A 22,589-nucleotide genomic window follows, 5' to 3' on the forward strand; every position below is an offset into this window, starting at 1 on the left:
TTAAACTCCCAGGGACTTTTTGTAGCGGCCTTCGACCATGCGGTTCCAGCTCAGCATGATCAGCAGATTGACCAACAGCAGCGCCACCGCGAGGGTCGCGCCCATGGGCCAGTTGAGTTCCGAGAGGTATTGGTCGTACACCACGGTGGCGACCATCTTCAGGCGTCGCCCACCCAGCAGACCGGGGATCGCAAAGGAGCTGGCAGCCAAACCGAACACGATCAGGGTGCCGGACAGCACACCGGGCATCACTTGGGGCAGCACGATCTTGCGCATCACCGTGGCTTGGCTGGCGCCCAGGGACAACGCCGCCTGTTCGGCCGAGGGGTCGAGTTTTTGCAGCGAGGTCCACACCGGGATAATCATGAACGGCAGCATCACGTGCACCAACGCAATGATCACGGCGAACGGCGTATACAGAAGCTTCATCGGGCGCCCGCCGAGGGCCTGGATCACCTGGTTGACCAGGCCGTCGGCGCCGAGCAACAGGCTCCAGCCAAACGCACGCACCACCACCGAAATCAGCAGCGGCGTGAGGATCACGATCAGGAAGATCGAGCGCCACGGCGTGCCCATGCGGCTGAGAATGTAGGCCTCCGGTACGCCGATCACCACGCACAGCAGCGTTACCAGGGCACTGATCCAGAACGTGCGCCAGAAAATCTCGTAGAAGTAGGCGTCGCTCAACAGCGCCCCGTAATGGGCCAGGGTCCACTCATCGGCCTTCACGCCCACTTGGTAGTCGAACACATTGAACGACAGCACCAGGGTCAGGCCCAGCGGCATGATCAAAAGCCCGGCAAACAGCACCAGTGCAGGCAGCGAGAGCAGGTAACCACGACTCATGGGTGCACCTCATCGGTCGCCAGTACGCGCAGCAAATCGGCCTGCCATTGCAGGCCCACCGCCGCGCCGTTAGCCAAGGGCGCGCTGCCGTCGTTACTGCGCACAACGGTGATTTCGCCAAGGGCGGTGTGGACGCGGTACAGCCATTGGCTGCCGAAAAAGTAGCGGTCCAGCACTGTGCCTGGCATTCGCCCAGTGCCCGCGTCCACCAGTTGGATTTTTTCCGGGCGCAGGCTCAGGGTCAGTTCGCCTTTGCCACCGTCATGGCGCACTTGAGGGATGCCGAGCGCGTCGTAATCGCCGGCCAGCAGATTGGCCTTGCCCACGAAGTCTGAGATAAAACGCGTGCGCGGGTGCTCATAGAGCTTGTAAGGCGCGTCGATCTGGGTCACACGCCCGGCCTGCATCACCACCACACGGTCGCTGATGGACAGGGCTTCGGCCTGGTCATGGGTGACCATCAGGGTGGTAATACCTACCGCGCACTGGATACGTCGGATTTCAAATTGCATCTCTTCGCGCAGGTTGGCGTCGAGGTTGGACAGCGGCTCATCGAGCAACAACACCGGCGGTTCGATCACCAGCGCACGGGCCAGGGCCACGCGCTGACGCTGGCCACCGGACAGCTCACGGGGGTAGCGCTCGGCATGTTGGGCCAGGCGCACCAGCTCCAGCACGCTGTTGACGCGGGTGGCGATGTCGGCCGCTGGCACCTTGCGCATCTTCAGGCCGAAGGCGACGTTGTCGCGCACGCTCATATGCGGGAACAGCGCGTAGCTCTGAAACACCACGCCCAGGCCACGGCTGGCCGGTTTGGCGTGGGTAATGTCGCGACCGTCGAGCAGGATCTGGCCACCGCTGACGTCGACGAAACCGGCGATCATTTGCAGGGTGGTGGTCTTGCCACAGCCTGAAGGGCCGAGCAGGGAAACGAATTCGCCTTGTTCCACCGCCAGATCAGTGGCGACCACCGCGTCGACGGCGCCATAGCGTTTGCTCAAGGCCTTGAGTTGGAGAAATGCCATGTCTGCTTTCCACCTTTATTCAGTCGCGTCAAATACGCGCTTTCTTGTTTTGGGCAGATGCGAAAAGTGCGGTGCCGGTGCGTTGGCGCTCGATCTCAAGTCGGCTGCCGGTTGTTGTTCATTTCGCCCCTGTGGACGCAGATTAGGACGAAGACTAGGATGGGTGGAAGATAGAATTTCACTCAGCGGACTACTATTTTAATATTTATTCATTGAGCAGAATTATTAGCGAGATTAGGTGTTATGGATTCCATTGAGCGGAATAACGGCGGCAAGGATATCGGTGCGGGCAGCGTGTCCCGATTGTTTGCCGTGCTGCGAGCCTTGGGGGAGGTGCCGGAGGGGGGCGAGCGGGTTACCCAGCTCGCCCAACAGGTGGGCTTGTCCCAACCCACCACTCATCGCCTGCTGCGCAGCCTTATGGAGGAAGGCATGGTTGAGCAGGATGTGCGCAGCAAACGCTATCGCCTGAGCCTGGAGTTCTTCGCGTTGGCGGCCAACGCAGGCAAGACCGGTAACCTGCGCGACCTGGTGCGCCCCAGCCTGTTGCGCCTGAGCGCTTCGCTGGGCGACTCGCTCTTCTTGCTGGCGCGCTCAGGCTTCGACGCCATTTGCCTGGACCGCAGCGAGGGCCCGTACCCGATCCGTACCTTCACCGGTGATATAGGCGGGCGCGTGGCCCTGGGCGTGGGGCAGGGCAGCCTGGCGATCCTGGCGTTTTTGCCGGAAGAGGAGCGCGAGACTGTGATCCGCTACAACCTGCCACGGCTCAAGGATTTCCACCTGTATGACGAAGTGCTGCTGCGCTCCGAAGTGGAGAGTGTGCGCAACCTGGGTTATGCGGCACGCAACACCGGTGTGCTGGAAGGCATGGCGGGGCTGGCGGTGCCGATTCTCAACCGAGACGGGTACGCGGTCGCGGCATTGAGCGTGGCGACCATCAGCGACCGTCTGGGACCGAGCCGCTTGCCGATGGTGGTGGAGTTGCTCAAGCGCGAGGCGGCGGCCATCGGGCCGCGGCTCAATCCGTTTGATCCGACATTGCACAGGCCGTCGCAAACCTTTGGTGGTTAAGTCAAGCCCTCACAACAGCATATTGGATCCAGTTACGGTATAACCCTGAGACGCTTTCGTGATTCGAGGCCCCATTTTTCATGCAAAACCCTTTGCAACGTCCGCTGTGGCAAATCTATCTGTTGTTCCTGGCACCGATGGTGCTGTCCAATTTCCTGCAGAGCTTTTCCGGCACCCTCAACGGCATTTACGTCGGCCAGATGCTGGGCACCCAGGCCTTGGCCGCGGTGTCGGGGATGTTTCCCATCGTGTTTTTCTTTATCGCCCTGGTGATCGGCCTGGGGGCGGGCGCCTCGGTGTTGATCGGCCAGGCATGGGGCGCCCAGGAGACCGGAATGGTCAAGGTGATTACCGGTGCCACCCTGACCTTGGGCGCGTTGGTGGGCCTGGTGGCCGCTGTGCTGGGCAGCCTGTTTGCGCGCCCGGCATTGCAGGCGTTGGGCACGCCGGTCGATGTGCTCGACGATGCGGTGGGCTACGCCCAGATGATGATGTTGATCATGCCGTTGCTGCTGGTGTTCATCCTCTATACCCAACTGTTGCGTGGGGTCAGCGACACGATTTCGCCGTTGCTGGCATTGATGGTCTCGACCCTGGTGGGCTTGCTGCTGACGCCTGCGCTGATTCGCGGCTGGATCGGCCTGCCACCCATGGGCATCCAGAGTGCGGTGTATGCCGGGCTGGTGGGCAACGCCTTGGCAATGCTGTTTTTGGTCCTGCGCCTGCGCCACAAAAACCACGTGATGGCGCCAGACCGCGAGCTGCTTGCGGCCTTGCGCCTGGACCGCGTCATCCTCGGCAAAGTCCTGCGTATCGGCCTGCCGACGGGCTTGCAGATGGTGGTGTTGTCGCTGTCGGAACTGGTCATCCTGGCCTTGGTCAACGGCCACGGTTCCCAGGCCACGGCGGCCTATGGCGCGGTGACGCAGATCGTCAACTATGTGCAGTTCCCGGCGCTGTCGATTGCCATTACCGCCTCGATCCTCGGCGCCCAGGCGATTGGCGCCGGGCGCCTGGAGCGTATCGGGCCGATCCTGCGCACGGGGCTGGTGATCAACCTGTGCCTTACCGGTGGCTTGATCGTGCTCGGCTATGGGCTGTCCCACTGGTTGCTGGGCCTGTTCATCACCGACGACAGCGCACGGGTGCGGGCCGAACACCTGCTGCACATCATGCTCTGGAGCATCCTCGTATTTGGCTTCCAGGCGGTGATTGGCGGCATCATGCGCGCCAGCGGCGTGGTGCTGATGCCGGTGGCGATCTCGATCTTCTGCGTGCTTGGCGTGGAACTGCCGATGGCCTATCTGTTCAACGCCCACTTTGGATTGGAAGGGGTGTGGATGGCATTTCCGGTGACCTACCTGGCGATGCTGGTATTGCAGATCGCCTATTACCGCTTGGTGTGGCGGCATAAGCAGATCAAGCGGTTGGTGTGAGGCTCAACCCCTGCAAGAGCAGCTCCAGGCCTTGCAAGCCTTCCTCCAGCCGTGTGCTCGGGTGTTCATCGCGGGCAATCCACAACGCGGTATTGACCAGGCTGCCGTTGATCAACTGCGCCAGTGCGTGGCTGGGGGCCGTAGGCATCAGGTCCGCTTGCATCAGGGCCTCCAGCAATTGGCGCAAGGACTCCACGCAGTGTTGCTGGGAGCCGGTGTCGCCCAGTACCGCCGGGGCATCCTGCAATACAATGCGCTGGATTTCCGGGTCCTGGGCCATGCGCAGATAAGCCCGGCAGCGCTCGCAAAAACCACTCCAAGGCTCTACGGCCTGCTCCGAGATGCGTTGCAAGCGCGCGTCCATCTCGCTGTCCAGTTGAGCGACCACCGCCGCCAGCAGCCCTTTCTTGTCACCAAAGTGGTGATACAGCGCACCGCGCGTCAGGCCGGCACGGGCAGTAAAGTCATCCATCGAGGTATTGGCATAGCCTTGGGTGGCGAAGGCCCGGCGTGCGCTCGCTATCAGGCGGGCGCGGGTGTCTTCGATCATTTCAGCTCGGGCTCGGCTCATGGGCGTCTCTTGGCTAAGTGATTGACATACGCTGCGTATGCGAAGCATGATCTGCCACATACGCACCGTATGTATTCTGCCCTGATGGTTTCAGATAGCAAGCCCAGGGCGTCGAGCAAGAGGTCAAGCAGGATGGCAAACCCCTACGCTGAATTATTCCAGGTCCCCGGTGCCAGGGCCTTTGTACTCGCCGGCATGCTGGCACGCATGCCGATATCCATGACCGGCATCGGCCTGATTACCATGCTGTCCCAGGTACATGGAGGCTATGGCCTGGCCGGTTCGGTGGCGGCGGTGTTTGCCCTGGCCACGGCGATTTGCGCGCCGCAAGTGTCACGTTGGGTAGACCGCTACGGCCAGGGCAGGGTGCTGCCGGTTGCGGCGCTGATCGGCGGCGGGGCGCTATTGATGTTGCTGCTGTGTACGCGGTTGCAGGCGCCGAATTGGACGCTGTTTCTGTTCGCCGCGCTGGCGGGCTGCATGCCCAATATGTCCGCTATGGTGCGGGCGCGCTGGACCGAGTTGTACCGTGGCCAGCCCAGGCTGCAAACCGCGTTTGCCCTGGAGTCGGTACTCGATGAGGTGTGCTTCATCATCGGCCCGCCTATTTCGGTGGGGTTGAGCGTGGCGGTGTTCCCAGAAGCCGGGCCCTTGGTGGCGGCGCTGTTGCTGGCGGTGGGCGTCACCACCTTTGTGCTGCAACGGCAAACCGAACCACCGATACACGCGCATCAAGGCGCGCACGGTCGCTGGCTGATTGCTTCGCCATCGGTATTGATCCTGATGATTTTGCTGCTGGCCATGGGCGTGATTGTCGGCGTGGTGGATGTGGTCAGCGTGGCCTTCGCCCAGCATCAGGGCCAGCCGGCGGCGGCGAGTATCGTGCTGTCGGTGTATGCCATTGGTTCGTGCCTGGCCGGGTTGGCCTTCGGTGCCCTCAAGCTCAAGGCACCGTTGCCACGTCAGTTCCTGTACTGCGGCGTAGCCACGGCGTTGACCACCTTGCCCTTGCTGCTGGTGAGCAATATTCCCGGCTTGGCCGCTGCCATCTTTATCTCCGGGTTGTTCTTCGCGCCCACCTTGATTGTGTCGATGGCCATGGTGGAGCAGATCGTCCCGGCCAGCCGCCTGACCGAAGGCATGACCTGGCTGATCACCGGCCTGAGCATCGGCGTGGCCATTGGCGCTGCCAGTTCGGGGTGGATGATCGACCATTTTGGTGCCACCAGCGGGTTCTGGGTGGCGCTGGCGGCGGGGGCGGTGGTAGCGGGCTCGGCGGTATTGGGTTACCGGCGATTAGGATAGTCAGCCAATCGTCGGGCATGGCTCTGGGTAGTGATGCTGCAGAAATTCGTTCAGCGCTTGACGCGTGAGATCATTCAACGTCACTTTCTTACGGGTTGCCGCCAGGGCTGCGGCCAGATGCAAGTCATGCCCGACGCGTACGTTGAATGAACCTTTGCACGGTTTCTCCGGCGTTTGGCCCAGGCTCTGGCAAGTGGCTAGATAATCATCCACGGCTTCACGGAAAGCCGTGTCCAGTTCAGCGACGGTCTTGCCTTCGTAGCTCACCAGCGCCTTGATGAAGAGGATCTTGCCGAACAGGCAGTTGTCTTCGAGGCTGGCTTCGATGGAGCCGATGTAGCCTTTGTGTTTCAGTTGGTTATTCATGGAATCAGTTCTCCTGATTTCAATTGTTCGATGATCTGGCGCCGAATGTAGTGTTTCAGTTCGTTGCCGGGGTGAGGCTTGTGCAGGGTGATCATTGCACTGGGGTCGCCCATGTCGAACTTGACCCGGCTTCCGGCCCCTTCAATCTGTGTGTATCCCAATCGGCGTAATAACGTGACGAGCTCAGACCAAGTAAATGCCATGTGCTCATTGAGCAGTTTGGCGAGCAGCTTTTCATTTTTGGACACGGCGTTCCCTGCGTGTAACTAAATGTAGTTGCAAAAAGTGGTGTTCGTCAATGCTAGCCCAGGTTCGCGTCGCTTCCCGGGGATTGATGTAACCCCCGATGACAGCTCACTCGACGCCCCCATCCCCCCGCTAATTTTTCTCCGCCCGGTTCGTTTTATAGGGACGACGTGCCTTTGTGCTTCCCGCCTATTGCCCCGGATTCCAAGAAATGAATGCTGAAGACTCCTTGAAACTTGCTCGCCGGTTTATCGGGCTGCCCCTGGAAAAACGCCAATTGTTCCTGCAAGCCTTGCAGAAAGAAGGCGTGGATTTTTCAAGGTTTCCGATTCCGGCAGGGGTGGAGGTGGAGGACCGCCAGGCGCTGTCCTACGCACAGCAGCGCATGTGGTTTCTATGGCAGTTGGACCCGGCCAGTGGCGCCTACAATTTGCCCGGCGCGGTGCGTTTAAGTGGCGTGTTGAGCCTGCCAGCGCTGGAGCAAGCGTTCGCCAGCCTGGTGGCGCGTCACGAAACCCTGCGCACAGTGTTCCAGCGTCAGGCCGATGAGCGGCTGGCGCAGGTGGCGGTGGAGCCGTCGGTGGCCGTCGAGCACCTGGACTTCACCGCCTTGGCCTTTGATGCGCGGGAGCAGGCCGTCAACGCCGCCGCCACCCGTCAATCGCTGTTGCCGTTCGACCTGGAACATGGGCCACTGCTGCGCGTGCAACTGCTCAAGCTTGCCGAGCAGGAACACGTGCTGCTGCTGACCCTGCACCACATCGTCTCCGACGGTTGGTCGATGAATGTGCTGATCGACGAATTCATCCGTTGCTATGACGCCCACGAGCGCGACGAAGCGCCCCAACTGCCGGCGCTGCCCATCCAATACAGCGACTACGCCCTGTGGCAGCGCCGCTGGCTGGAAGCGGGCGAGCAGGCGCGCCAATTGGAATATTGGCAGGCCCGCCTGGGTGATGAGCATCCGGTGCTGGAACTGCCCACTGATCACCCACGCCCCGCGATGCCCAGCTACCAGGGCACACGGCATAACTTCGCGATTGAGCCGGCACTGGCCGCGCAACTGCGCAGTTGCGCGCAAAAACACAACGTCACCCTGTTCATGCTGCTGCTCGGTGCCTTCAATGTGCTGTTGCACCGCTATACCGGCCAAAGCGACATTCGCGTCGGTGTGCCGATTGCCAATCGCAATCGCACCGAAGTCGAGGGCCTGATCGGTTTCTTCGTCAACACCCAGGTGTTGCGCACCGAACTGACTGGGCAAACGCGGGTTGCCGAGTTGCTGCAAGGTATCAAGGAGCATGCCCTGGGCGCCCAGGCTCATCAGGAATTGCCCTTTGAACGTCTGGTGGAAGCGCTGAAAATCGAGCGCAGCCTGAGCCACACGCCGCTGTTTCAGGTGATGTATAACCATCAGCCGGTAGTCGCCGACATCGCCTCGGTCAGTACCGCATCGGGTCTGGAATTGGCCCTGGTGGAATGGCAAGGCCGCACCACCCAGTTCGACCTGACCCTGGACACCTATGAAAAGTCCGGCACCCTGCATGCCGCGCTGACCTACGCCAATGACTTGTTCGATACGCCCACCATCGAGCGCATGGCCCGGCATTGGATCAGCCTGTTGCAAGCCATGGTGCTCGATGGCGAACAGCGCATTGGCGAATTGCCCATGCTTGACGCGGCTGAACAGCAACGGTTGCTCCACACCTGGAACCAGACCGCCGAGGCGTACCCGACCGAGCGCGGCATTCATCACCTGATCGAAGACCAGGCACGGCGCAGCCCCGATGCTCCGGCACTGGTGTTCGGTACCACCACCTTGACCTACGCCCAACTGGATGCGCGCGCCAACCAATTGGCCCATGCCCTGGGCGAGCAGGGCGTAGGGCCCGACGTATTGGTGGGTATCTGCATCGAGCGCTCCATCGAAATGGTGGTTGGCCTGCTGGCGATTCTCAAGGCCGGTGGCGCCTACGTGCCCCTCGACCCTGAGTACCCCCAGGAACGCCTGGCCTACATGATCGAAGACAGTGGCATTCAGTTGTTACTCAGCCAGCAGAGCCTGCTGGCGTCGCTGCCCGTCGCCGGTATCCAGGTGATTGCCCTGGACCAGCCGGCGCTATGGCTCGACGGATACAGCAGCGAATCGCCGAACGTGGCCCTGCATGCCCTGAACCTGGCCTATGTGATCTACACCTCGGGCTCCACCGGCAAGCCCAAAGGCGCTGGCAACAGCCATCGCGCGTTGGTCAACCGCTTGAGCTGGATGCAACAGGCGTATGGCCTGGGTGCCAATGACGCGGTCTTGCAGAAAACCCCATTCAGCTTTGATGTGTCGGTGTGGGAGTTCTTCTGGCCGCTGATGAGCGGCGCACGCCTGGTGGTCGCGGCGCCTGGCGAGCACCGTGAACCGGCGCGCCTGATTGACACCATTGGCCGGCACGCCATCACCACCTTGCACTTCGTGCCGTCGATGTTGCAGGCGTTTATCCATGAGCCGGGCGTACAGGCGTGCGCGAGCCTCGCGCGCATTGTGTGCAGCGGCGAAGCCTTGCCCCTGGATGCGCAACAGCAAGTGTTCGCCAAGTTGCCCGCTGCGGCGCTGTACAACCTCTATGGCCCGACCGAGGCGGCCATCGACGTCACGCACTGGACCTGCATTGACGAAGGCGTCGACAGCGTGCCCATCGGCCGCCCCATCGCCAACCTCGGCACCTACGTGCTGGACGCACAACTCAACCCGGTGCCGGCTGGCGTCAGCGGCGAACTCTATCTCGGCGGCGTTGGCCTGGCGCGCAGTTACCACCGACGCCCGGCGCTGACCGCCGAACGTTTTGTGCCCAGCCCGTTCGTGATGGGCGAGCGCCTGTATCGCACCGGTGACCGCGTGCGCCAACGTGCCGATGGGGTGATCGAATACCTCGGCCGTCTCGATCATCAGGTCAAGTTGCGCGGCTTGCGTATCGAGCTGGGCGAAATCGAAGCACGCCTGATGCAGCATCCACACGTGCGCGAAGCCGTGGTACTGGTACATGGCGGCAAGCAGTTGGTCGCCTATCTGGTGCACCCAGGCGAGGCGCCAACGGACCTCAAGGCCTGGTTGCTCAGCAGCTTGCCGGAATACATGGTGCCGACGCATTTCATTGCGCTGCCCAAGCTGCCGGTGACCGCCAATGGCAAGCTCGATCGCAAGGCGTTGCCAGTGCCAGACGCGGCACTGCAACAGGCGTTTGTCGCCCCCCAAGGCGACCTGCAAACAGCCCTGGCTGCCATCTGGAGCGACGTACTGGGCGTTGAGGAGGTCGGCCAGGACGATAACTTCTTCGAGCTGGGCGGCGATTCGATCATCTCCATCCAAGTAGTCAGCCGCGCCCGTCAGGCCGGCATTCGCCTGAGCCCGCGTGACCTGTTCCAGTACCAGAGCATCCGCAGCCTGGCCCTGGTGGCGCGCTTTGAGCAGGTCAGCCTGATCGACCAGGGCCCGGTCAGCGGCGAGGTCATGCTGACGCCCGTGCAACACAGCTTTTTCGACCAGCCGATCCCGGCGCGGCATCACTGGAATCAATCCTTGTTGCTGGTGCCCGGCGAGGTGCTTGAGCCTGCACGGTTGGAGGCAGCGCTGGCGCGGTTGATCCAGCATCACGACGCCTTGCGCCTGCGTTTTGTGCAGCAGGCTGACGGCTGGCAGCAGAGCCATGCCGCCTACGTCAGCGAACCGCTGTTGTGGCAATGCCAGGCCAGCACCGACGCCGAACTGGCGGCGCTGTGTGATGAAGCCCAGCGCAGCCTTGACCTTGCCCAAGGCCCGCTGCTGCGCGCCGCGTTGGTGAATTTGGCCGATGGCAGCCAACGTGTGCTGCTGGTGATCCACCACCTGGTGGTGGATGGCGTGTCCTGGCGCATCCTGCTTGAAGACCTGCAACAGGCCTACCGCGACCAGGCGCTGCCGGCGAAAACCAGTGCCTACCAGCGCTGGGCGCAACAGTTGCACCGCCACGCGCAGTCCCTCGACCAGCAACTGCCGTACTGGCAAGCCCAATCCATCGACGCCGAGCTGCCGTGTGATCACCCCGAAGGCGGCCTGCAAAACCGCCTGGGTGCCAAGCTGGAAACACGCCTCGACGTCGAGCACACCCGCCGACTGCTGCAAGACGCGCCAGCGGCCTATCGCACCCAGGTCAACGACCTGCTGTTGACCGCCCTGGCGCGGGTGATCAGCCGTTGGAGCGAGCAACCTGCTGCGCTCATTCAATTGGAAGGTCATGGTCGGGAAGACCTGTTTGACGACATCGACCTGAGCCGCACCGTCGGCTGGTTCACCAGCCTGTACCCGGTGCGCCTGCACGCCGAAGGGGAACTGTCGGCGGCGATCAAGTCGGTGAAGGAGCAACTGCGCGCCGTGCCGAACAAAGGCATTGGCTACGGCCTGTTGCGTTACCTCGGCACGCCTGACACCCGCGAAGCGTTGTCGACCCTGGCCGCGCCGCGCATCACGTTCAACTACCTGGGCCAGTTCGACCGCCAGTTCAATGACTCGGCACTGTTCGTGCCGGCCCGCCAGGGCAGTGGGCAGGCTCAGGATGCAGAGGCACCGCTGGCCAACTGGTTGACGGTGGAAGGGCAGGTGTATGGCGGTGAGCTGTCGCTTCAATGGGGCTTCAGTCGAGAGATGTTCGAGGCGGCAACTGTGCAGCGTCTGGCGGATGAGTACGCAGCCGAACTCAATGCGCTGATCGAGCATTGCTGTGCCACGCCGGCAGGCCAGGTGAGCCCGTCGGATTTCCCGCTGGCACGCCTCACCCAGCAGCAACTGGATGCGTTGCCCGTGGCCGGGCCGGCGATTGCCGACCTTTATCCGCTGTCGCCGATGCAGCAAGGCATGCTGTTCCACACCCTGTTGGAACCCGAGGCCCAGGCCTACATCAACCAGTTGCGCCTCGACATCGAGGGCCTCGATGTGCTCGCTTTCGGGCGTGCCTGGCAGGCTGCACTGGATCGCCATGACATCCTGCGCAGCAGCTTCCATTGGCTGGGCCTGGACAGTGCTCATCAGCTGATCCAGCGCCAGGTCGACCTGCAACTGCAAGTGATCGAAGACCCAAACGCCGACTTCGACACCCTGGCCCACGCCGAACGCGAACGTGGTTTTGCCCTGAATGCCGCGCCGCTGTTTCGCCTGACGCTGGTGCGTGGTGCCGGTGCGGCCTGGCACTTTATCTTCACCAGCCACCACATCCTCATGGACGGCTGGAGTAACGCGCAGTTGCTCGCCGAGGTCATCGCGCATTATGCGGGGCAGGCAGTACCGGCGCCGCTCGGGCAGTTCCGCGATTACCTCGCCTGGCTGCAACAACAGTCCTCGGGCGAGGCGTTCTGGAAAACCGCCCTGGCGGCATTGCCGGCGCCGACTCTGCTGGCGCAAGCGCTGCGCACGCCGGTCGACGGGGTGGGCATGGCTGACCATCACGTGGCACTGGAGAGCAACTTTACCCGCCGCCTCGGCGAGTTCGCACGCCAGCACAAAGTCACCCTCAATACCCTGTTGCAAGGGGCTTGGAGCCTGTTGCTGCAACGCTACACCGGCCAGGACTGCGTCGCCTTCGGTGCCACGGTGGCCGGGCGTTCCGCGCCGCTGCCGGGGATCGAGCAGCAACTGGGCCTGTTCATCAACACGTTGCCGATCATCAGCGCAGCCTCGCCAGCCCAGTCGGCTGCGACTTGGCTCAGCGAACTGCAAGTGCTCAACCTCAGCCTGCGCGACCATGAACATGTGCCGCTCTACGACATCCAGGGCTGGGCCGGCCAGCAAGGCGCGCTGTTCGACACCTTGCTGGTGTTCGAGAACTTCCCGGTCGCCGAGGCGCTCAAGCAAGGCGCGCCGGCCGGCCTGACCTTCGGTCGCCTGCACAACCATGAGCGCACGCACTATCCATTAACCCTGGGCATCGAACTGGGCGCCAGCCTGCGCCTGGAGTTCAGCTATGACCGTGCCCAGTTCAGCGAGGCGCAAGTGGCGCAGTTGAGCGCCAACCTGCAACACGTGCTGGCGCAATTGCTCGCAGACGCTCACATGCCGCTGGGCAACCTGCGCCTTCTCGACGCCCCTGCGCAACAGCAGATGCTCGCGCTGAGCCGCTCAGCCGCAGCGCCACAGGCCAACGAGCGCGTGCATCAGCGTATAGCCGCCCAGGCCGAGGCGACGCCGGACGCCCTGGCTGTGCAGGCCGGTGACGCCAGCGTGAGCTACGCCCAGTTGAACCAGCGCGCCAACCGCCTGGCCCATCGCCTGTTGGCGCTGGGTGTCGGCCCCGGCCAACGGGTGGGCCTGGCTTCGCGGCGTGGCCCGCAGTTGATCGTCAGCCTGCTGGCAGTGCTCAAAAGCGGGGCGGCCTACGTACCGCTGGACCCTAAATACCCGGCGGAGCGTTTGGCCTACATGCTCGCCGACAGCCGCCTGGACCTGCTGCTCAGCGAAACCGGCTTGCTCGCCGACTTGCCTTTGCCCCGCGGCCTGACCCGCGTGGATTTCAGCGCCTTTGGCGAGGAGCTCACCGGCTACCCGACGACCAATCCGCCTAATCACGCAGCGGCGGCTGACCTGGCCTACGTGATCTACACCTCTGGCTCCACCGGCCAGCCCAAGGGTGTGGCCATCGACCATGCCGCCCTCGGCCAGTTCTGCGACAGCGCCACGCTGTACAGCCGACTGAGCGCCGAGGACCGCGTGTTGCAGTTTGCGACCTTCAGTTTCGATGGTTTTGTCGAACAGTGCTTCCCGCCCCTGTGTGCGGGTGCGGCGTTGATCATGCGTGGCGATGAACTCTGGGACGCCGGGCAACTGGCGCGAGAAATCGTTGAGCAGGGCGTGACTCTGGCCGATTTGCCCGCCGCCTACTGGTACCTGTTGGCGCAGGAATGCGCCGAGCACCGTCGCTCCCTGGGCAAGCTGCGCCAGGTGCATGTGGGTGGTGAAGCCATGTCAGTGGAAGGCGTGCGTGCGTGGTACGCCGCGGGCTTGGGCAATGTGCGCCTGGTCAACACCTACGGGCCCACCGAAGCCACGGTTGTGTCCAGTGTGCATGAGTGCCAATTGGCCGATGCCAACGACGCCTACGGCGTGCCAATCGGGCAGGCGATTGCCGGGCGCGCGCTGTATGTACTCGACAACGGTTTCGAACTGTTGGCCACCGATGGCGTGGGCGAGCTGTGCATTGGCGCCGAGGTTGGCTTGGCGCAACGCTACTTCGACCGCCCGGCGCTGACCGCCGAGCGCTTCTTGCCGGACCCGTTTTCCGCCACGCCCGGTGCGCGGCTTTATCGCAGTGGCGACCTGGCCCGGTACAACCCGGCGGGTGCGCTGGAGTACGTCGGGCGTATCGACCATCAAGTGAAGATTCGTGGCCTGCGTATCGAAATGGGCGAAATCGAAGCCAGCCTGCAAGCCTTGCCCAATGTGCGCGAAGCCGCCGTGCTTGCGCAGCCGAGCGCGACCGGCGTGCAGTTGGTGGCGTACGTGGTGCCAGCCGAAGGCCAAGCGCTGGCGACCCAGGCACTGGCAGCGCGCTTGCGCCAGACATTGCCGGACTACATGGTGCCGGGCCATTGGGTGGCCCTTGATGCCTTGCCGTTGAACCACAACGGCAAGCTCGACCGCCGTGCACTGCCCACACCCGACCTGAACCAGGCTAGCACCACCTACGTGGCGCCGCAGAGTCCATTGCAAATCCAGTTGGCGGCGATCTGGCAAGCAGTGTTGCAGGTCGAGCAGGTTGGCCTGGAAGATCACTTCTTCGAACGCGGCGGCCACTCTTTGTTGGCTACCCAAGTGATCTCCCGGGTGCGCCACGACCTCAAGCTGGAAGTGCCGTTGCGGGCGCTGTTCGAACAGCCGACGCTGGCAGCCTTTGCTGCGGCGTGCGCAGGCGTGCAGGTCGATACGGCGCCCGTGATCCAGGCAGTTGGCCGTGACCAGCCACTGGCGTTGTCATTTGCTCAGGAACGGCAGTGGTTTCTCTGGCAATTGGATCCCACCAGCGCGGCCTATCATGTGCCCACCGCTTTGCACCTGCGCGGTGAATTCGACATCGCGGCGCTGGAGCGCGCCGTCGAGGCCCTGGTGCAGCGCCATGAACCGCTGCGCACCACCTTTGTGGAGTCGGGCGAGCACACTGTGCAAGTCATCCACCCAAGCCTGGCAGTGCCGGTTGAACAACAAAAGGTCGACGCCGGCGTTATTGAGCAGGCAGTCACCGAAGAGATCCAGCGCCCGTTCGACCTGCGCAACGGCCCGCTGATGCGCGTCAAGTTGCTGATCGTCGCGCCTGATCACCATGTGCTGGTCATCACCCAGCACCACATCATCTCTGACGGCTGGTCGATGCAAGTGATGATCGACGAGTGGGTGGCGCTGTACCAAGGCGACGCTGGCTTGCCGGCCTTGCCGATCCAGTACGCCGACTATGCCCAGTGGCAGCGCGACTGGATGGCGGCAGGGGAACAACAACGCCAGCTCGATTACTGGTGCGCTCGTCTGGGTCACGAACATTCGCTGCTGGACCTGCCCCTCGACCATCCGCGCCCCGCAGTGCAGAGCCATCGTGGTGCGCGCCGTAAGATTCATCTGGAGCGTGCGCTGCTGACTGAACTCAAGGCCCTGGCCCAGCGTCAGGACGTGACGCTGTTCATGCTGTTGCTGGCCTCGTTCCAGACCTTGCTGCACCGCTACAGCGGCCAGTCGCAGGTGCGTGTCGGCGTGCCGGTCGCCAACCGTAATCGCTTCGAAACCGAACGACTGCTGGGCTTTTTCGTCAACACCCAGGTGCTGCAAGCTGACGTGCACGGACAGATGCCGTTCGACCAGTTGCTGGCCCAGGTCAAGCTGCGTGCTCTGGAGGCGCAGGCCCATCAGGACCTGCCGTTCGAGCAGCTTGTGCAAGTGTTGCAGCCCGAGCGCAGCCTGAGCCATAACCCGCTGTTCCAAGTGATGTTCAACCATCAGGACAGCCTGCGTTCAGCCCCGGTGCAATTGCCCGGCCTGGCTTTGCAGCCAGTGGATTGGGCCGGTCACAGCACGCAGTTCGACCTGAACCTGGAAACCGAGGAATCGGTGGACGGTCTCTGGGCCTCGCTGACTTACGCCACGGATCTGTTTGACGCGGCGACCGCGGAACGCCTGGCCGAGCATTGGCAAAACCTGCTGCGCGCGGTCCTGCAGGATGCCTCGGTGGCCTTGGACGACCTGGCGATGCTCAGCCCGTCGCAATCGCAGCAAATGGTGCACGACTGGAACCGCAGCGACACTGACTACCCGCGCGAACGCTGCGTACACCAGTTGTTTGAGGCCCAGGCCGCGGCGCAACCCGACGCCATTGCGCTGCACTTCAATGACGAGCGCCTGAGCTACGGCGAACTCAACCGCCGCGCCAATCGGCTGGCCCATCGTCTGATCGACATGGGCGTCGGCCCGGACGTGCTGGTGGCGGTGCACGTGGAGCGTTCCCTGGACATGGTGGTTGGCTTGCTCGCGACCCTCAAGGCCGGTGGCGCCTATGTGCCGCTCGACCCGCAATTCCCGGCAGAGCGCCTGGCCTACATGCTTGAAGACAGCGGCGCCCGGGTATTGCTGACGCAACCGCACCTGCTGGGGCACCTGGCTCAGCCGCACGGCGTGCAGGTGCTGATGGTGGAGGATGCCGGCACAGCGCAGCACGACCCCCAGGTTGCTGTGACACCGGAGCATCTGGCCTACGTGATCTACACCTCTGGCTCCACCGGCAAGCCCAAAGGGGTGATGGTGCGCCACAAGGCGCTGTGCAGCTTCACCAGCGGCATGGCTGGCACGTTGAGTATCGGCCAAGATGCGCGGCTGTTGTCGCTGACCACCTTCTCGTTCGACATCTTCGCTCTGGAGCTGTATGTGCCGCTGAGTGTCGGCGGTACCGTGTTGCTGAGCGACCAGGCATTGGCCCTCGACCCGGAGGCGATCCTCGATCTGGCCCAGCGCCAGGCGGCGAATGTGCTGCAAGCCACGCCCTCGACCTGGCGCATGTTGCTCGACAGCCCACGGGCTCATTCACTGCGTGGCATCGTCTGCCTGTGCGGTGGCGAAGCGCTGCCCGTCGATTTGGCCCAGCGCATGCTCGATCTGCAAGGCCCGTTGTGGAACCTCTATGGTCCGACGGAAACCACCATCTGGTCGGCGGCTCATCGTTTGCACCAGGCATTGCCGTTCGTTGGACGGCCCATCGCCAATACCGGCTTGTTCATCCTTAATGCCGGTCTCACGCCATGCCCCCAAGGTGTGTCCGGTGAGCTGCTGATCGGTGGTGTCGGCCTGGCGCGCGGTTACCACGGGCAGCCGGCGCTGACCGCCGAACGCTTCGTGCCCAACCCGTTTGGGGCTCCGGGCGAACGCCTGTACCGTACCGGCGACCTGGCACGCTATCGGGCCGACGGCGTGGTGGAATACATCGGCCGTGTCGACCATCAGGTCAAGGTGCGGGGTTTCCGTATCGAGCTGGGTGAAATCGAAGCCTGCCTGCGTGAGTTCGACGGCGTACGCGAAGCCGTGGTGCTGGCCGATAACGACCGACTGATCGCTTACCTGGTCAGCACCGCGCCGCAGGCGCCGCAGGAGTATAAAGCCGCGCTGCGCGCGCGTCTGCCGGACTACATGGTGCCAGCGCAGTGGCTGTTCCTCGACAGCCTGCCGCTGACCCCCAACGGTAAGCTCGACCGCAAGGCACTGCCCAAACCGGATGCCAGCCTGTCGCTCAAAGGCCATGTGGCGCCCGTCACCCCGCGCGAGCAGCAGGTGGCGGCGATCTGGGCCGAGGTACTGGAATTACCCCAGGTGGGCCTCGACGATCATTTCTTCGAGTTGGGTGGGCATTCATTGCTGGCCACGCGGGTGGTGTCACGGGTGCGTCAAGCCCTGGGGCTGGAAGTCCCACTCAAGGCCTTGTTCGAACAGCCGCTGCTGGGTGATTTCGTGCGGGCCTTGGGCGAGGAGGGCGTCACCGCGCCTGCGCTGATCAAGGCCGACCGCACGCAACCTCTGCCGCTGTCTTATGCCCAGGAGCGCCAATGGTTCCTTTGGCAACTGGACCCGGCCGGCGCCGCGTATCACATCCCCAGCGCCTTGCGTTTGCAGGGTCCGTTGGACCTGACCGCGCTGCAAGAGAGCTTCGATAGCTTGATGGCTCGCCATGAAAGCCTGCGCACGTATTTCCGTCAGGACGCCACCGGCGCGGTTCAAGTCATTGACGCCCAGAGCCGGGTCGATATCGAGCAGGTCGACAGCGACTATGCCGGCCTCAAGGCGCGGGTTGCGCAGGTGGTCGCCCAGCCTTTCGATCTGCTGCGTGGGCCGCTGCTGCGGGTCACCTTGCTGCGCCTGGCCGAGGACGACCACGTGCTGGTGCTGGTGCAGCATCACATCGTCTCTGACGGCTGGTCGATGCAGTTGATGGTCGAGGAGTTGGTGCAGGCGTATGCCGCTAACAGCCAAGGCCAAGACGTGCAATTGCCGGCGCTGCCGATCCAGTACGCCGATTATGCCGTGTGGCAGCGCGATTGGATGGAGGCCGGAGAGCAGGCGCGTCAATTGGCCTACTGGCGTGAGCAATTGAGCGGCGAGCAACCGGTGCTGGAGTTGCCGTTCGACCACCCGCGCCCGGCACAGCCAAGCCATCGCGGCGCACGCTTGGGTATCGAGTTGCATCCGGAGTTGTTGGGCAGTTTGCGCGCGCTGGCGCAGCACGCTGGCGTCACGCTGCCGATGCTGCTGCTGGCGTCTTACCAGGCATTGCTGCATCGCTACAGCGGCCAGGAAGATGTGCGCGTGGGCGTGCCGATTGCCAACCGTAATCGCCTGGAAACCGAGGGGTTGATCGGCTTCTTCGTCAACACCCAAGTGCTCAAGGCCGATATCCACGGGCAAATGAGCACCGAGCAATTGCTGCACCAGGTGCGTCAGCGTTCCCTCGAGGCCCAGGCTCACCAGGACCTGCCGTTCGAACAGCTTGTGCAGGCATTGCAACCGGAGCGCAGCCTGAGCCTGAGCCCGTTGTTCCAAGTGTTGTTCAACCACCGTGTGAGCGCTGCCGACAGCCACCTGCATCGCCTGGCCGACCTGCACGTCGAAGTCCTGGATTTGGACGAGGGCGTGGCCCAGTTCGACCTGGCGCTGGATGTGGAAGAAAGCCCGACGGCCCTGCGTGCCTCCCTGAGTTATGCCACCGACCTGTTCGCCGTGGCGACCATCGAGCGCATGGCCGGGCATTGGCAGAACCTGTTGCGGGCAATGGTGGTCGACCCACAGCAGCCCATTAGCCAATTGAGCCTGCTGGGCGAGGATGAGCAACCGCAGATTCTTGAATTGTGGAACCAGACCGACGCCGGTTTTTCAGCCGAGCGCCTGGTGCACGAATTGGTCGGTGATCGCGCCCGGGAAACCCCGGACGCGGTGGCGGTGAAATTCGATGCTCAAACCCTGAGTTACGGCGAGCTGGATCGTCAGGCCAACCGCCTGGCCCATGCCTTGGTCGCCCGTGGCGTCGGCAGGGAAGTGCGGGTGGCCATCGCCATGCCGCGCAGTGCCGAGAGCATGGTGGCATTTCTGGCGGTGATGAAAGCCGGCGGTGTGTATGTGCCGCTGGATATCGAATACCCACGTGATCGCCTGCTGTACATGATGCAAGACAGCCGTGCGCAACTGCTGCTGACTCACAGCCGGGCGCTGCAGCAACTGCCAGTCCCCGAGGGCCTGGAGACCCTGGCGATTGATCGCACCGAAGAGTGGGCCGGTTACAGCGATACGGCACCGGATGTGGCGCTGGACGGCGACAACCTTGCCTACGTGATCTATACCTCCGGCTCCACCGGTTTGCCCAAGGGCGTGGCGGTGTCACACGGGCCGCTGGTGGCGCATATCATCGCTACCGGCGAGCGCTATGAAACCTCACCGGCCGATTGCGAACTGCACTTCATGTCCTTCGCCTTCGACGGTTCCCACGAAGGCTGGATGCACCCGCTGATCAACGGCGCCAGCGTGTTGATCCGTGACGACAGCCTGTGGCTGCCGGAATACACCTACGAGCAGATGCACCGCCACAACGTGACCATGGCGGTGTTCCCACCGGTGTACTTGCAACAGTTGGCCGAACATGCCGAGCGCGACGGCAACCCGCCGGCGGTGCGGGTGTATTGCTTCGGCGGTGATGCCGTTGCTCAAGCCAGCTATGACCTGGCCTGGCGCGCGCTGAAACCCAAGTACCTGTTCAACGGCTATGGCCCGACGGAAACCGTGGTTACACCGTTGTTGTGGAAGGCCCGCAAAGGCGATCCCTGCGGCGCTGTCTATGCGCCCATCGGCACCTTGCTGGGCAACCGCAGTGGCTACGTGCTGGATGCGCAACTGAATCTGCAACCCATCGGCGTGGCCGGCGAGTTGTACCTGGGCGGCGAGGGCGTGGCCCGTGGTTATCTAGAGCGTCCGGCGTTAACCGCAGAACGCTTCGTGCCGGACCCGTTCGGCAAGCCCGGCAGTCGCGTGTACCGAAGCGGCGACCTGACCCGCGGGCGTCCGGATGGCGTGGTGGATTACCTGGGGCGTGTGGACCATCAAGTGAAGATCCGCGGTTTTCGTATCGAACTGGGGGAAATCGAAGCGCGCTTGCGTGAGCAAGCCAGTGTCGGTGAAACCGTGGTGGTCGCCCAGGAGGGGCCGACAGGCAAACAACTGGTGGCCTATGTCGTACCACTGGACCCGACGCTCCTGGATGATGTTGTCGCTCAATCCACCGGTCGCGAAACCTTGCGCCGTGCCTTGAAAACCCGCTTGCCGGACTACATGGTGCCGACGCACTTGATGTTCCTTGAGCGTATGCCACTGACCCCTAACGGCAAGCTCGACCGCAAGGGCTTGCCGCTGCCGGATGTAAGTCAGATGCAGCAGGCTTATGTGGCACCTCAGAGCGAGTTGGAGCAGAAGATCGCCGCGATCTGGTCCGATGTGCTACGCCTGCCGCAGGTGGGCTTGCATGATAATTTCTTCGAACTGGGCGGCGATTCGATCATTTCGATTCAGCTGGTCAGCCGCGCCCGCCAGGCCGGTGTGCGTTTCACGCCCAAAGAGTTGTTCCAGCATCAGACCGTGCAGAGCCTGGCGACGGTCGCGAGGGAAGGCGACGGTGTGGTGCAGATGGACCAGTCGCCGCTGACTGGCGATTTGCTGTTGTTGCCGGTGCAACACAGTTTTTTTGCCGATGACATTCCCCAGCGTCATCACTGGAACCAATCTGCGGTGCTGCAACCGCACCAGCCGTTGCAGGTACCGCTTTTGTTGGCCGCACTGCAGGCATTGATCGTGCATCATGATGCCTTGCGCAGCACCTTTATCGAGGGCGCACAGGGCTGGAGCGCGGCCTACCGTGGGCCGGATCAGCACCAGGCTGAACAGGTGCTATGGCAAACCACATTGAACAGCGTCGAAGAACTTGAGGCCTTGGGCGAAGAGGCCCAGCGCAGTCTCGATCTGGGCGCAGGCCCGTTATTGCGTGCGGTGTTGGCGCAGTTGGCCGACGGTTCACAGCGCTTGTTGCTGGTGATCCATCACTTGGTGGTGGACGGTGTGTCGTGGCGCATTCTGCTTGAAGACTTGCAAAGCACGTATCAGCAACTGGCCCAAGGCGCACCTGTGACACTGCCAGCCAAGACCAGCGCCACCCGCGCCTGGGCTGCTCGCCTGCAGACTTACGCCCACAGCCCGGCGTTGCAACAGGAACTGGTTTGGTGGCAGACGCAATTGCAGGGCAGCCCGGTCGGTTTGCCGGGCGCCGATCCACAGGCGAGTCTGAGCAACCAACTGGCGCTGAGTGTGAGCACACACCTGGATGCCACCTATACTCGGCGCTTGCTGCACGATGCGCCGAGTGCCTATCGCACCCAAATCAATGACCTGCTGTTGACTGCTCTGGCGCGAGTTATTACGCGCTGGAGCGGCGAGGCTTCTATGTTGATCCGGCTTGAAGGTCATGGCCGCGAAGATCTGTTCGATGACATCGATCTGACTCGCACTGTCGGTTGGTTCACCAGCCTTTACCCCGTGCAACTGGCCCCGGCCGATTCCCTGGCTGCCTCCCTGAAGCGCATCAAGGAGCAGTTGCGAGCCGTGCCCGACAAGGGCCTGGGGTTCGGTGCCCTGCGTTACCTGAGTAATGCCGCAACGCAACAGGCGTTGGCGGCCTTGCCGCAGCCACGTATCACCTTCAACTATCTGGGGCAGTTCGATGCCAGCTTCGACAGCGGCGAACAGCCAGGACTGTTCACGCCGACCGCTGATGCCAGCGGTGCCGAGCAAAGCCCGCAGGCACCTTTGGGCAACTGGCTGGAAATCAATGGTCAGGTCTATGGTGGTGAGCTGAAGTTGAACTGGAGTTTCAGCCAGGCGATGTTCGGTGAAGCAACCGTCAAGTGCTTGGCCGACGACTATGCCTTGGAACTCAAGGCTCTGATTGATCATTGTTGCGAGTCGGCGCATCAGGGCGTGACGCCGTCGGACTTCCCCTTGGCGCGGTTGTCCCAGGACCAGTTGGATGGCTTGGCACTGAACGTGGCTGAGGTCGAAGACCTGTACCCATTGTCACCCATGCAGCAAGGCATGCTGTTCCAATCGCTGTACGGCGAAGGTTCGGGTGACTACATCAACCAGATGCGCAT

9 protein-coding genes are annotated in these 22,589 nt (G+C 62.9%); 4 read left to right on the forward strand and 5 right to left on the reverse strand.

Annotated features, from left to right (window positions below; all coding sequences use genetic code 11):
• Together E1K68_RS11585 and E1K68_RS11590 are read right to left on the reverse strand one after the other, a co-directional pair.
• A complete protein-coding gene (locus tag E1K68_RS11585) occupies positions 1-846 on the reverse strand; it encodes an ABC transporter permease (protein ID WP_003191951.1) in 846 nt (281 codons plus the stop codon).
• Entirely contained in the window at positions 843-1,871 is a 1,029-nt protein-coding gene (locus tag E1K68_RS11590) for an ABC transporter ATP-binding protein (RefSeq protein ID WP_003191950.1), read from the reverse strand. Before E1K68_RS11590 ends, E1K68_RS11585 begins: the two co-directional genes overlap by 4 nt.
• Positions 1,872-2,114: 243 nt before the next feature.
• Between E1K68_RS11590 and E1K68_RS11595 the strand changes: the two genes are divergently transcribed.
• Together E1K68_RS11595 and E1K68_RS11600 are read left to right on the forward strand one after the other, a co-directional pair.
• Complete coding sequence (locus E1K68_RS11595) at positions 2,115-2,945, forward strand: IclR family transcriptional regulator (RefSeq protein ID WP_212614120.1); 831 nt, start codon at positions 2,115-2,117, stop codon at positions 2,943-2,945.
• An 80-nt stretch (positions 2,946-3,025) separates the two neighbouring features.
• Complete coding sequence (locus tag E1K68_RS11600) at positions 3,026-4,381, forward strand: MATE family efflux transporter (RefSeq protein WP_212614121.1); 1,356 nt, start codon at positions 3,026-3,028, stop codon at positions 4,379-4,381.
• On the opposite strand, the gene E1K68_RS11605 is transcribed toward E1K68_RS11600, so the two are convergent.
• On the reverse strand, positions 4,365-4,952 hold the full coding sequence (locus E1K68_RS11605; RefSeq protein ID WP_212614122.1) for a TetR/AcrR family transcriptional regulator: 588 nt from the start codon (positions 4,950-4,952) through the stop codon (positions 4,365-4,367). The two genes, E1K68_RS11600 and E1K68_RS11605, sit on opposite strands and share 17 nt — an antisense overlap.
• A gap of 132 nt (positions 4,953-5,084) precedes the next feature.
• On the opposite strand from E1K68_RS11605, the gene E1K68_RS11610 reads away from it, so the two are divergent.
• A complete protein-coding gene (locus tag E1K68_RS11610; RefSeq protein ID WP_003191943.1) occupies positions 5,085-6,257 on the forward strand; it encodes an MFS transporter in 1,173 nt (390 codons plus the stop codon).
• Here the strand turns inward: E1K68_RS11610 and E1K68_RS11615 are convergent, their stop codons facing one another.
• Both E1K68_RS11615 and E1K68_RS11620 read right to left on the reverse strand, forming a co-directional pair.
• Positions 6,258-6,623, reverse strand: coding sequence for a type II toxin-antitoxin system HicB family antitoxin (locus E1K68_RS11615; RefSeq protein WP_003191942.1), 366 nt, complete (start codon positions 6,621-6,623; stop codon positions 6,258-6,260).
• Positions 6,620-6,871 carry a type II toxin-antitoxin system HicA family toxin gene (locus tag E1K68_RS11620; protein WP_003191939.1) on the reverse strand — a complete coding sequence of 84 codons (252 nt, stop codon included), beginning with the start codon at positions 6,869-6,871 and terminating at the stop codon, positions 6,620-6,622. Before E1K68_RS11620 ends, E1K68_RS11615 begins: the two co-directional genes overlap by 4 nt.
• A gap of 209 nt (positions 6,872-7,080) precedes the next feature.
• On the opposite strand from E1K68_RS11620, the gene E1K68_RS11625 reads away from it, so the two are divergent.
• On the forward strand, positions 7,081-22,589 hold a 15,509-nt coding region (locus tag E1K68_RS11625), incomplete at its 3' end, for a non-ribosomal peptide synthase/polyketide synthase (RefSeq protein WP_212614888.1).

Source organism: Pseudomonas sp. B2021 (assembly GCF_018135665.1).
GTDB classification, from domain to species: Bacteria; Pseudomonadota; Gammaproteobacteria; order Pseudomonadales; family Pseudomonadaceae; genus Aquipseudomonas; species Aquipseudomonas lactis.